Annotated in this window: 10 protein-coding genes and 2 pseudogenes; 3 read left to right on the forward strand and 9 right to left on the reverse strand. The window is 63.5% G+C overall.

All coding sequences use genetic code 11. The features are described from left to right. Window positions 1-145: 145 nt before the first annotated feature. The 3 genes from XpopCFBP1817_RS06895 to XpopCFBP1817_RS06905 all read right to left on the reverse strand — a co-directional run bounded on the left by XpopCFBP1817_RS06895 (window position 146) and on the right by XpopCFBP1817_RS06905 (window position 2787). A complete protein-coding gene (locus tag XpopCFBP1817_RS06895; RefSeq protein WP_244171093.1) occupies window positions 146-466 on the reverse strand; it encodes a DUF2147 domain-containing protein in 321 nt (106 codons plus the stop codon). Between the two features lie 336 nt (window positions 467-802). Beyond that, entirely contained in the window at window positions 803-1330 is a 528-nt protein-coding gene (locus XpopCFBP1817_RS06900; RefSeq protein ID WP_128416550.1) for a hypothetical protein, read from the reverse strand. Window positions 1331-1749: 419 nt separating this feature from the next. After that, complete coding sequence (locus tag XpopCFBP1817_RS06905; RefSeq protein ID WP_244171094.1) at window positions 1750-2787, reverse strand: patatin-like phospholipase family protein; 1038 nt, start codon at window positions 2785-2787, stop codon at window positions 1750-1752. Window positions 2788-2981: 194 nt separating this feature from the next. On the opposite strand from XpopCFBP1817_RS06905, the gene tagK reads away from it, so the two are divergent. Continuing rightward, window positions 2982-3641 carry a transcriptional regulator TagK gene (gene tagK / locus XpopCFBP1817_RS06910; RefSeq protein ID WP_128416551.1) on the forward strand — a complete coding sequence of 220 codons (660 nt, stop codon included), beginning with the start codon at window positions 2982-2984 and terminating at the stop codon, window positions 3639-3641. A 143-nt stretch (window positions 3642-3784) separates the two neighbouring features. Here the strand turns inward: tagK and XpopCFBP1817_RS06915 are convergent, their stop codons facing one another. Then, entirely contained in the window at window positions 3785-4231 is a 447-nt protein-coding gene (locus XpopCFBP1817_RS06915) for a universal stress protein (RefSeq protein ID WP_128416552.1), read from the reverse strand. A gap of 109 nt (window positions 4232-4340) precedes the next feature. Beyond that, window positions 4341-4922: a sugar O-acetyltransferase gene (locus tag XpopCFBP1817_RS06920; protein ID WP_128416553.1), complete on the reverse strand. Its 582-nt coding sequence runs from the start codon at window positions 4920-4922 to the stop codon at window positions 4341-4343. Window positions 4923-4952: 30 nt separating this feature from the next. Here XpopCFBP1817_RS06920 and XpopCFBP1817_RS21815 point away from each other — a divergent pair. Beyond that, a pseudogene (locus XpopCFBP1817_RS21815) lies at window positions 4953-5242 on the forward strand (hypothetical protein). A 177-nt stretch (window positions 5243-5419) separates the two neighbouring features. On the opposite strand, the gene uvrD reads toward XpopCFBP1817_RS21815, so the two are convergent. The 4 genes and pseudogenes from uvrD to XpopCFBP1817_RS06945 all read right to left on the reverse strand — a co-directional run bounded on the left by uvrD (window position 5420) and on the right by XpopCFBP1817_RS06945 (window position 12156). Continuing rightward, complete coding sequence (gene uvrD, locus XpopCFBP1817_RS06930) at window positions 5420-7609, reverse strand: DNA helicase II (RefSeq protein WP_128416554.1); 2190 nt, start codon at window positions 7607-7609, stop codon at window positions 5420-5422. Window positions 7610-7774: 165 nt separating this feature from the next. Continuing rightward, window positions 7775-9166, reverse strand: a complete 1392-nt coding sequence (locus tag XpopCFBP1817_RS06935) for an FAD/NAD(P)-binding protein (RefSeq protein WP_128416555.1) — start codon at window positions 9164-9166, stop codon at window positions 7775-7777. 247 nt (window positions 9167-9413) lie between these two features. Beyond that, entirely contained in the window at window positions 9414-10832 is a 1419-nt protein-coding gene (gene cls, locus XpopCFBP1817_RS06940) for a cardiolipin synthase (RefSeq protein ID WP_128416556.1), read from the reverse strand. Between the two features lie 13 nt (window positions 10833-10845). Then, window positions 10846-12156 (reverse strand): annotated as a pseudogene (locus XpopCFBP1817_RS06945) (LysR family transcriptional regulator). Window positions 12157-12257: 101 nt separating this feature from the next. On the opposite strand from XpopCFBP1817_RS06945, the gene XpopCFBP1817_RS06950 reads away from it, so the two are divergent. Continuing rightward, entirely contained in the window at window positions 12258-12929 is a 672-nt protein-coding gene (locus tag XpopCFBP1817_RS06950; protein WP_128416557.1) for a 4-carboxy-4-hydroxy-2-oxoadipate aldolase/oxaloacetate decarboxylase, read from the forward strand. The last annotated feature ends 8 nt before the right edge of the window (window positions 12930-12937 follow it).

Below are 12937 nucleotides of genomic sequence, written 5' to 3' on the forward strand. Positions count from 1 at the left end.
ATGCGCGCACTTGTTTCTACACGATCCGGGTGCAACCAGCTGATCTATCTCGGGAAAACGTGGGGAAACCTCAGGGTCAGACAGCCATCGAGATGCGGGCTGCCAGGTCGGTCCCTGACAGATGAAGGCCACGCAGCCCTCAACCTTACAAGGAGCCATCCGCCCCACGCTTGATCTTGGCGTTGCAGGTGTTGCCGGATTCGGGGTTGTAGATCCTGCCTTTCCATAGATCCCGTGCATCCACCAGCTCGCTGAGAATCACCTTGCCTTCCATCGGGTTGTTGCCCTTGGCCGGATCCGGATTGACCGCATCGGTCTTTGCGCTACCGGGTTTGCTCCTCAACACTTTGACGATCGTGCCGCAGAGCGCCGCGCCACAGGGCCGGATTTCCACCAACGCCTGTTGGTTATCGGTGAACCATTTTCCGGTGATGGGTTCGACAGTGAATGCAGGCGCACTCGACACGGCAAAGGCAAAGGCCAGTCAGCGTGTGGCACAGATGACGTGGCTCATTGGCTTCGTTGAAGATGCGAAGACCAGCTTGGCTTGCAGCCCTGGCTGATAACGGACGACTGACTCGTCAGATAATCCAAGCCAGCAGGTTCGATTTTATTGACGCACTCTTGGGATCTGATTAGCCGAGGCTTGGCACCCAAGCATCGCGCTCAGCCGTCAGCGTCTCCTATGCCGCATATTCTCCAGTCCTTCCCCGCTGGTGGGAGAAGGTACCGGACAGTCGCGGATCTGTCAGACCGCATCCTTGGACGCGTGTGAGCACTGTAGACCTGTGCTCAAAACTTGCTAACTCAAGGTCAATGTCGAACCTTCCGCACCGGCACGCAACTGCTGTGCGCCGCCGCCCACGGCGGTGTATACGATGGCAAAACTCTTCTTGACGTTGGGATCGGGGTCCCCGCCGAATGTCGCGTTGCTCACCGGGATCGCGGTGCCGCCGTTGTTGACCAGCCACTGGCAGGTCGCCGTGACGTCGTAACCATTGTTGCCGGTACCGTAAATCGCACGGACGACTGTAAAACTTGGTCTGCAAGGCACCGGGACGGGCGTACTGGCAGTAGGCGGATTGGGAACCAGATCGATCTGGCCATTTTCCGCACAACCGAGCGCGATGGGATTCCCGCCATTCAATACCGGATTTTTGTAAAGAATCGCAAAGCTCTTGACCGTGCCCGGATCAGGGTCGGTCCCGAAGAAGTCATTGCTTGCGGTGATATCGTAATTGCCTGTATTGACGATGTCTTGGCACACCTGGGTGACATCGATTCCTGCATTGCCGGTGCCGTACACCGCAGAAAGGATCGTGATAGCCATGATAATTGCCATTTTTTTCGGGACTGGGAAGGCCGTCCCGACTCGCCTCTCGCCATGGGCTACCAATCATCCAGCACCCTGGCACACCATTGGACGCAGCTTGCGTGGTATCTGGATGCACAGCTCCGTATTTTTCGAATCCAGTTTCCAGGAATCTCATGGAGCCGATGACTGGTCACAGATCACAGGCATGACGCCCGACGCACGCCGTTGAGATCTACTGATCCGTGCAGTGGCAAAGAAGATTCCCTGATTCGCCGGAAGTCGCGGTCGTCAGTGTCACCAGAGCATGCACACGAATTGACGCCAAGTAGATGCAGACGGAACGATTTGAACCCGGCATGCGGGCGACCCACGCGGCTGCGCTCCGGCAGCTCCACTCTAGCGCGTGCGCGAATATTCCGATACCCGCCCTATGTCTAGCGGCTGGCGACCCAGTCACGCGTTTGTTTCCACGCATCTGTCTGCAGGTAAGCCTGGGTTTCGCTGGCCAGATCAGAGACATGCTTCCAGTCATCCAGTGCGTAAGGACGTTGCAGCTCGACAGTGGCGCGCTTGAAGTTGCCGGCCAGCACTTGCTCGGCCTGGATGCTTGCAAGCTCGTCCGTTGCGTCCATGGTCAGATTCAGCAGCGGCATGGCCGGAACCGAGCCGCTGGCCCAGGGAGACAGCCAGGATTTTGTGCCCCAGTCGAGCGGATTGCCGATCGCGGTGGACGGAATTCCTTGCGGGCTGCTGCCGGTGCCAAGCGAGAGCAGCTGGATATCGCCGACATTGGTCACCAGGCCACTTGCGATGGCCTCGGCCACGGCGGTCATGGACGGATTGTTGGCCAACATACTGCCATCGGCGAAGAAACAATAATCGTCGTTTGCTCCGGCAATCCGATAAGGCGGAAAGTAGGTTGGCACGGCAGACGTCGCCACTGCGGCGCCGACCATGCTGATCTGCCTGTATGGATTGTTGACGCCGTTTGAGAACGTGGCAGGCATCCAGTTCGCACTGGTCGCATCCCACAAGCGTGCGGCGTTGACGACGACCCGCCGCTTCGCGTCTGCAAGCGGCGTTGCACCCAACAATCCGCTTGCGATCTGGATCAATCCGTCATTCTTGTACTGGCTGCTGAAGAAGCCCGGGCCGCTACCCAGCGCCGCATTCAACCCTTGCTGTTGCGGCTGGGCCTGTTGATCGAGCAGCCACCCGTTGGGTTCGAAAATGCTTGCGCCTTTGGTCATGTACATCTCGATAATCGTGCCGATCGGGACGTTTTGCACCAATGCCAGAGCAAGCAGGCCGCCTGTGGAAGTGCCGGCAAAGCCATCTGCATGACTGAGAAGGTGGGTGTTCTGATCCAGGTCCTGGATGAGCATCGCGGTGATCAGGCCTCGAATTCGGCCACCATCGCACCTGATGATATTGAACGACATTGAAGCCTCCTGGAGAGCGAGCGCTGTCATGAAACGTGTGCGGCAAAGGCGTCAAGACAAAGCTATCTGACTGTCCGGCTAGCGCGAGATGCCGACTGTCAGGATGAGTCGGCGTGTGCGCGAGAGTGGTTGCGACGACTCTTTCGTCTATCGTTGCATCACCTTAAAAGCACGTCTATCCATCAGCCGACAAATCGTCTCACGGCATTTTGAGCCATGATGGGTTGGCGCCGCTTTTCTCGGTTGATCAGATGGCAGGCCCAGTGGAGTGGGCCGCAGCCAGCACCCGCATGAGCAGCACCAGCTGTTATAGCGCTATCGTTCCGCAAACATTCTCATCGGTTGAGGCGCATGCGCCGTCGATGAGCGATCTGCTGGCCTATATCGAGCAGCACAGCGGTGGGGCCGAGCTCGGTACCAAGTCCTTGCAGCAGGCATTCGCGCTGTCGCGTGCGTCGTTGTACCGACTGGTCCAGTCGCGTGGCGGCGTGGCCAGCTACATCCGCGAGCAACGTCTGTGCACCGCACACCGCTATCTGCATGCCTACCCGGAGTGCAGCCTGACCTGGTTGCTGTATGAAATGGGCTTTGCCTCGGAGCGGCAGTTTCAGCGCTGTTTTCAGCAACGTTTCGGCATGCCGCCGATGCAATGGCGCCACCACTGCGGTGCCGCACCGCCAACGCATTCGCCACACCGCGGTCACTCCGTGCCGATGTGGCGCTTCATGCGCGAACTGAGCCAGGATGCGCAACGCGATCACGCACCGGCGCGTGCCGGCACGCTGCCGGTGCAACCAGCATCGCTGGTGCATACCGAGGCGCCACGGCGTCTTGTAAAGCCCGCAAGCCGTTTTGCAGGTCAGCCAGAGTCGATGGAAAACTGATCCGCAATCGGCGTAGTCGCGCGCCTGCGCGAGAGGCATTATCGATAACGCCTCTCACGCTCAGGCGCGCTCCTACAAGAGAACGTGCGCCTTGAAACGCGCGATGCGCTGAGCGTGTTCGTGCACAGCAAAACATCCGCCAATCAGCGAATCACCAACACCGGAATCGAGCTGTGCGTCAGCACTTCCACCGTCTGGCTGCCGAGCAACATGCGGCCTACGCCGCGGCGGCCGTGCGAGGTCATGATGATCAGATCGCTGTTGCACTCCTTGGCGGTCTGCACAATGCCTTCGGCCGCGAAAAGATCCAGCACGTGACGCGAGGTGGCCTTGATATTGGCCGACACCGCCAACTCCAGCGCCGGGCGCAAAATCTTCTCGGCAGCAGTTTCGCGCTCGGTGCGATATTTCGGGCTTGTCTCGTAGCCCACGCTCCAGCCCATCGCGTCGTACATGCCCATCGCCCACGGCTCGGACACGGTGACGATATCGACCTTGGCACCGGTGGCCTTGGCCAACTCCAGACCTTGAAACAAACCGCGATGCGACAACTCGGACGCATCGATGGCGATCAGGAGACGTTTGTACATGGTGACCTCCTTGGATGACCGGCCTGGCTGCCGGTGGAATCGGCCTGACAGTTCGCTGATGCACACACCTTGATACGCATCAATGCCGCCACGCGGGTTGCTGCAACACTCAGTCGGTTGGCACTGCATCGGGAGCGTCGCGGCTTGCGCGTACGCGCGCCGGATTGCCCAATGCGGTCGCTCCGGCAGGTACATCGCGCGTGACCACCGCACCGGCGCCGATCACCGCGTCGTCACCGATGCTCACGCCCGGCAGGATGATTGCCCCACCGCCGATCCACACATTGCGCCCGATGCGGATCGGCCGCCCGAACTCCAGCCCGCTGGCGCGTCCTGCTGCATCGCGCGGATGGTCGGCAGCATAGAACTGCACCGCAGGACCCACCTGCGTGCCCTCGCCGATGCTGACCTCGCAGATATCCAGGATCACGCAGTTGAAGTTGAGGAACGCGCCAGCGCCCAGACGAATGTTGTAACCATAGTCGCAACGAAACGGCGGGCGGATCACCGCACCTGCGCCGACCTCGGCCAATCGCTCGACCAGCAGCGCGTGCCGTTGGGCGGACGGCTGCGCGGCGGTGGCGTTGTACCGCACCATCCAGTCGACGGCGGCAGCCTGGTCGGTCTGTAGGTCTTCATCGGCGGCGTTGTAGAGCTCGCCTGCCAGCATCTTTTGTTTTTCGCTCTGCATCGTGCCCACTCACGCGGTACAGGAGCCGCAATGATCGCATCGACAGCGGCATCTGCATGTGACGCTGCAGGGGCAATCGGCAACGACGCTCACCCTGTCATCGCCAGTATCCATTTCTACGAGCCGGGCGACAGCAAGGGCGTCGCGTTGCAAGCGACTTCCAGGGCGAGACGTTCGATATCACGCACAACGTATTGCGTCGGATTTACCCGGGTGGCGACCAAGGTGTGCCGCCATTTACGCTGGTGGTGCTCGCGAACAGGTCTACGCTCACCGTAAAAGGCAAGCGGATCAACTCCACCTTCAGCTGGGAAATGTAAGGACGACGACGCAGCCGAAGCGATGCCTCAGCCGCCTGCACGCTGCCGCATGCGGTTGGGCGATCGCGGCGCGTGAGCTCCCACATCAACCTGCTTCTGCCGCCTTACCGACAGCACACTGACGCGCCCTCGTCGCTTCACGCAGCCAACCGTATTGCCGGTGGGTGTAGGGCTGGCCTACACCACTGTCAAATTGGCGTATGCCATCACCAGCCACTTGGCGCCGACTTCGTCGAATTGCACTTGCACGCGCGCATGCGCACCGGCGCCCTCATAATCCACGACCACGCCGCCGCCGAACTTGGGATGTTCGACGTTGGCGCCGAGCTTGATCGGCGCGGCTTCGACCACACCACCGTGCACCGGTCCGCCACGTGCCGCACCCAGCGAGGCCGTACGCGAAACCTGCACTTTCGGGCGGACCTCATGCAGCAACGCACGCGGAATCTCTAGCAGAAAGCGCGACGGCACGTTGTAGTTGTCCTGGCCGTGGATGCGCCGCGATTCGGCGTAGCACAGCACCAGCTTCTGGCGCGCGCGGGTGATGCCCACATACGCCAGACGGCGCTCTTCTTCGAGCCGGCCGCTTTCTTCCAGCGACCGTGCGCTTGGAAACAAGCCATCTTCCAAGCCGACCAGAAACACGATGGGGAATTCCAATCCCTTGGCCGAATGCAGCGTCATCAGCTGCACGCCTTCTTCACCGGCCTGCGCCTGGCCTTCCCCGGCTTCCAGCGAGGCGTAGGCGAGGAAGGCCACCAACTCGGTCATGCCCTGGCTGTCTTCATCGTCCGGACGGGTGAAGCGCGAGGCCACCGAGACCAGTTCGTCCAGATTCTCGGTGCGCGATTCCGAATCCAGCCCGCTGCGGCTTTCCTTGGCCCAATGCTCGCGTAGACCAGAGCGCATCAGCACGTGGTCGACGCGTTCGGCCAGTTCCATCTGCCCGGTTTCGGCATGCAGCTGGCCGACCAGGCTCAGGAACGTGGCCAGCGCATTGCGTGCGCGTGCGGCCAGGGTGTTATCTTGCGTGCACAGCATCGCCGCTTCCCACAGCGACAGCGCATTGGCGCGTGCCAGGCGGCGCACTTCATCCAGCGTACGGTCGCCGATGCCACGCGTGGGCGTATTGACCGCGCGCTCGAAGGCGGCATCGTCGCTGCGATTGCTGAGCAGGCGCAAATACGCCAACGCATCCTTGATTTCGGCACGCTCGAAGAAGCGCATGCCGCCATACACGCGGTACGGCAGCTGCTCGGAAATCAGCGCTTCTTCCAGCGCGCGCGATTGCGCGTTGCTGCGATAGAGCACCGCCACTTCGCCATAACTGCCGCCATCGCGCACCCACTGCCGCGCACGCTCGACAACATAGCGCGCCTCGTCGACTTCGTTGTAGGCCGCATACAGATCGATCGGGTCGCCATCGCCGGAATCGGTCCACAACTGCTTGCCGATGCGGTCCGGGTTGTGCGCGATCACCGCATTGGCCGCGCCCAGAATGTTCGCGCTGGAGCGATAGTTCTGCTCCAGCCGCACGGTCTGCGCGCCGGGGAAATCCTTCAAAAAGCGCTGGACGTTCTCGACCTTGGCACCGCGCCAACCGTAGATGGCCTGGTCGTCGTCGCCAACCACGAACACATGCCCGCTCTCGCCGGCCAGCACGCGCACGAAGGCGTACTGGATCGCGTTGGTGTCCTGGAACTCGTCGACCAGAATCTCGCGGAAGCGTGCACGGTAATGCGCCAGCAACGCCGGGGTATCGCGCAGCAGTTCATGCGCGCGCAGCAGCAACTCGGCGAAATCCAGCAGACCGGAGCGGTCGCAACGCTCCTGATAGGCCGCGTACACCTGCCGGCGCACCTCGGTCCACTCGTCATTGGGCTCGGGCTGGATGTGCTGCGGACGACGACCCTCGTCCTTCTGCTCGTTGATCCACCAGCTCATCTGCTTGGGCGGGTACTTGCTCTCGTCCAGCTCCAGCGCCTGCACCACGCGCTTGACCAGCCGCAGCTGGTCGTCGCTGTCCATGACCTGGAAGCCTTCCGGCAACCGCGCGTCCTGCCAATGCAAGCGCAGCAGCCGATGCGCCAGCCCATGAAAGGTGCCGATCCACATCCCGCGGCTGCCGTTGCGCAGCTGCAGGTCGGTGCGGTGGCGCATTTCGCCGGCAGCCTTGTTGGTGAAGGTCACCGCGAAGATGCCGTGGTTGGGCACGCCCTGGACTTCGTTGAGCCAGGCGATGCGATGGATCAGCACGCGCGTCTTGCCGGAGCCGGCGCCGGCCAGCACGAGGTAATGCCCCGGCGGCGCGGAAACGGCCTCGCGCTGGGCGGGGTTTAAATGATCGAGCAAATGAGAGACATCCACCACAGCATTTTACCGGTTGTGGCGTCGCTGCGGCTGAGATTGCGATGAAGCGGTGGGGAATGCGCGGCTTCGCTCGTCCCCTCATCCGGCGCTACGCGCCACCCTCTCCCGGCGTGAGAAGGGAACAGGCCCTCTCCAGCCATGACCTCGGTCCCGGCACGCCCATTACCGCCCCAGCAGTACCAACACCCCCCGCGCAATCGCCATGGCTTGCTCACGCAACTCCGGCACCGCCAGGCTCTCACACAACGACCCGATCCGCAAACTCCCAATCACCCGCATCCTAGGATCGGCGCGACCATCGGCATTAATCAGACTGCCATCCGCATCGGTATCCACCCCGATCCCATGCGGCCCGGCCACCGCGATGCCCTGCCCCAGCAGGTGCTGCAATAGCGGATTACGCATCGCCTGCACGCGCATTTCCACGCCGGTGGCGTTGACCAGCGTCTGCACATCCAGCTGCAACGCATGCCCGGCACTGGCGCCGGCGCTCACCCGCACGCAGGCGCCAACTGCAAACGCGACATCCAGACGCGCACGGTGCAGCTGCAGTTGTCCACGCGCACGCATCGCCTGCAGCTGCGCGTGCAGCGGTGCGGCGATGCGATGACGATGCACATCCCAGTAACGCAGCACATGACGCAAAAAGCGGCGTTGATCTGCGCTCGACAGCGTCTGCCACAAGGCCTGACTCAGCGGCCGGATCCGCTCCATCACGCTCTGCCAAGGCAACCCTTGCGCCATCGCCTTGCGCGCGTGCTGACGCAGCGCGCGCATACGCGCACGCAGCGATAGCGCCAACAACGGCTGCGGATCGAAGTCTGCCGCGACACAATGCGTCTGCGGCAATGGCAATAACCCATGCCGCGACACCACATGTACCGCGCCGCGATGCGTCTGCACGGCCAGTGTCACCACCGTGTCGACCATGCTCAGCCCCGAGCCGACGATGCACACCGCCGCATCCGGCGGCAATGCGGCGACCGCTTCGCTATCCCAGGCTTCCACACGCTGGGCTGTCGACAGGCCGGTGGCACCACGCAGCGGCAACGGCCGTAGCGCATTGCCCACCGCCAGCACCACGCTGGTGGCTTGCAAGGTTTTTCCATCATCCAGCTGCAACAACGCGCCGGATGTTTTTGGTTGCAACGTCTGCACACGTGCGGCGTGCACGGTCAGCGTCGCTGGGCTATGCATACGTGCGGCCTGCAAGCGATCGCGCAGATAAGGCGCGTAATGCCGACGCACGACGAAGTGCTGCGGCAGCTGCGCGTCATCCAGCTCCAGGCAGCAGGCGTGCGCGCGCAGGTAATCGACGAAATCCTGCGGCATCTCCACCAGCGCACTCATCCGCACTGCCGGCACATTGAGCAGATGTTCGGCACGCGCGGTGGAATACGCCACGCCTTCGCCGAGCACCGCATGCGGCTCGATCAGCACGATCCGCACCGGCGTGGTGGCCTGACGCAGCAGTTGCAGCGCCACCAGCACACCGGATGCGCCACCGCCAATGATGGCGATCACTGCATCGCCGGGATCACGCAGTTCATTCATCCGGCAATTGTAGGCGATGCGTTACGTCGCACCGATGACAGCTGCCATTGCCGCCGCCATGGCCGGGATAACACAGCGCCACGCAGACAGACCGGTCGCCCGAGGCGCAAGTTCAAAGGCGGGCACTCACAAACCCAGCAAGCCTTGCTGGCCTATGCTCGCACCCACTACTGCACCTGCAACCGCAGGCATCCACGCACGTTCCAACTGGCAATGCACCGTCATGGACCACGCACACACGCAACCCCTACATCAACGCATCCGCCAACCGCGCAATCCCCTCACGGCTGCGCCGCCAAGCCGGGCGAGCGCGCCAGTGTTCCAGCTCCAGCGGGCGCGCGTTGGCCAGGTAATCCTGCTCGATCGCACGCAGCCGCTGCACCACGCCATGGTCGTAGCACAGCATGCCGATCTCGGCGTTGAGCGCGAACGAGCGGATGTCCAGATTGATCGAGCCCACCAAGGCGATGTCTTCGTCCACGCTCAGATGCTTGGCATGCAGGAAGTGCGGGCGGTACAGCGCAATCTTCACCCCACAGCGCAGCAGCTCTTCGAAATAGGCCTCCTGTGCCCACGCCGCCAGGACCTGGTTATTACTCTCGGACAGGATCAGCTGCACCTCCACACCCGACACCCCGGCAATGCGCAACGCACTCAGCAAGGCTTCGTCCGGCACGAAATACGGCGTCACCAGCACCACCTTGCGCCGCGCCAGATGGATCACCGCATTGATCGCATCGCGCGCATTTTCGAACGGATATGCCGGCCCGCTGGGCAGCAATTGCGTGGCGATGTTGTCATCGCACACCGGCGCGTCCGGCCACACGTCCAGGCGCTGCCCTGTTTCGGTGAACCAGTCGCTGGCGAACACCGCTTCGAGATGATTGACCACCGGCCCGCGCACGCGCGCGACCAGTTCGCGATTGGGCACACCTTCGATAAAGCCGGCCTCGGCCAGGTTCTGCGAGCCGACAAAGCCCACCTGGTTGTCGATCACCGCAATCTTGCGGTGGTTGCGCAGATCCATGCGCCCGCTGCGACGCCAACGCAGGCCACCAGGCAGCACCGCCAGGACCTCCACGCCACCGGCCTGCAGACGCTTGCGGTAGTGGCGCAAGCCACGCTTGGCGCCCACCGCATCCAGCAGCACGCGGCAACTCACGCCACGCGCACTGGCACGCTCCAGTGCGGCCACGAACGCATCGCCCACCGCATCGTCGAACATCAGGTAGTACAGCAGATGCACGCGTTTTTCCGCGGCATCGATCGCGTCGCTCAAGGCCTGCAACGACTGTGCGTAGTCGTCCAGCAACTCCACCGCATTGCCCAGCGTCGGCATGAAATCGCCTTGGCGTTCGATCAGCGGCACCACCTCGGCGCTGCTGCTGTCGGCGTGCGGGGTCCAGCGCAAGGCGTGCAAGGGCAACTGCTGCTCGCGGATCACCTGCGAAGCGGTGGCCTGGCGCTCAACCCGCAAGCGCGACAACCACGGGTGGGCGAACAGCAGATACAGCGGCAGGCCGACCACCGGCACGAAGCCGATCAACAACAGCCAGCTGCGCGCCGCGCCGGGCGTGGTGCGGGCCGGAATCCACAACAGCGCGGCCAGGCGAATCGCCCAGTCCAGCGCCAGTAGCCAGGTCCCTTGCAACCAGTCGGGCAGCATCGGCGATCCGTTCTCAAGAAGACCCCGATTCTGACCGCACCGCGTGTGAACGCAACGGTGCGATGCCGCTAATCGGCGCGCAATAGCGAAACGGCCCGCCGCGCGCATCGGCCGGCTGCACGCGCTCGGCGCAGACCTGCCGCAGCGTCTGCACGAACGCCGACTGCGCGCGGGTGGGATGCCAGTCGCTGCGAAGGGTCATGCCGATCTGGCGACGCAGCTGCGGCCTGGTCGTACCGATCTCGCACAACAAACCGGCACGGCGCTCGAACAGAAACTGGTCGCGCGACATCAGCGTCAGCCAATCGTCTTCCAACAGCAGCCCACGGATGGTCAGCTCCGCGCCGCATTCGATACGCAAGGCCGGCGGTTCGATGCCCTGATCGCGAAACAGTTGTTCCCAACGCCCGCGCACCGGCGTGCCGGCGGTGGCGATGACCCAGGGATACGCCAGCAACTGCGCGAACGCATAGGCCCGCCCGGCCAGTGGATGCCCGCTGCGCGCCACGATCACCGGCTCGTCGTCGAACAATGGCTCCTGCAACACATCGCGCACCGGCAATGGCTCGCGCAGTGCACCGATCAACAGGTCCAGCCCGCCATCGCGCAGGTGCGCCAGCAATTCGGCATACAGCCCTTCGACCACATTGACGCTGGCACCGGGATGCGCGCGCGCAAACCGCGCCAGCACCTGCGGCAGCAGCACCGCCCGCGCCAACGGCATCACCCCCTGCGTGACCCGGCCGGCGTGCTGCGAGCGCAGCGCGGCCACTTCGTCCAGCCCGGCACGCAGCTCGGCCAGCGCCAGGCGCACCTGCCGCAACAGCCGCACCGCCACCGGCGTGGGCTGCATGGTCTTGCCACGACGCACCGTCAACGGCACCTCGATCACATCGGCCAGCGACTGCACCGCGCGGTAGATCGCCGGCTGCAAGACCCCTGCGCGCACCGCCGCCAGCGAATAACTGCCGGCCAGATCCACCGCGACCAGCGCCTACAGCTGCCCTAATGAGACCCGTCGCTCCAGGCCAGGGCGCGCCGGCAGCCGCAGCGCACGCCGCGCCACCCGGATGCCGCGACCCAGCCGTCCCAACGCCCGCTCGATGCGCGGCACTACCAGCTGCGTGGCTTCGGTGGCGACCATCCCACCCGGATGCCGATCGAACAGGCGCACCCCGAGCTGCTGTTCCAGGCGCGCCACCGCCTGCGTCAACGCCGGCTGCGACAGATTCACCTGCGGCGCGGCCGCGCTGATGCTGCCCAGCCGGTGCACCACAATCAGGGCGTAGAGATGACGAAGGTTCGGCTCGGGAGTCGGCGGCATGCCCTAACTATAAGCAAAATCAATATGCATACCTCAAATGGATCTTGATCCATCAGGCGATTGGCGTACAGACTCGTCGCACCCCTAATGAGGATGGATGGATGAGCCAGGTCGTCACCCGGATCGAGCGTACCCCGTTGGCCGTCGTGGATGGGCTTGCGCAGGCCGGCGTGGCGACCGTGCACGAGGTGCAGGGGCGCAGTGGTTTGCTGCATTACCGACTGCGCCCGATCTACGCCGGCTGCCGCATTGCAGGCACCGCAGTCACGGTGTCGATTCCGCCCGGCGACAACTGGATGGTGCATGTGGCCATGGAGCAGTTGCGCGACGGCGACGTGCTGGTGGTCGCACCCACAAGCGACTGTTGCGACGGCTATTTCGGTGACCTGCTGGCCACCTTGGCACAGGCGCGCGGCTGCCGCGGGCTGATCATCGATGCCGGCGTGCGCGACGTGCGCGATCTCACTGCCATGCAGTTCCCCGCCTGGAGCCGCGCCATCTGCGCGCAAGGCACCGTCAAGGAGACGCTGGGCTTGGTCAACGTGCCGCTGGTCTGCGCCGGCACGCTGGTGCAACCGGGCGATGTGATGGTGGCCGACGACGACGGCGTGTGTGTGGTGCCACGCGCCACAGCCGCAGCCGTGTTGGCAGAAGCGCAGACCCGCGAAGCGGACGAAGTGCTCAAACGCGAGCGCCTGGCACGCGGCGAACTGTCGCTGGATATCTACGCCATGCGCGAACGCCTGGCCGCCAAAGGCCTGCGCTATGTCTGAGCGCGCGC

Source organism: Xanthomonas populi (genome assembly GCF_002940065.1).
In the GTDB taxonomy this organism is placed as follows: Bacteria; Pseudomonadota; Gammaproteobacteria; order Xanthomonadales; family Xanthomonadaceae; genus Xanthomonas; species Xanthomonas populi.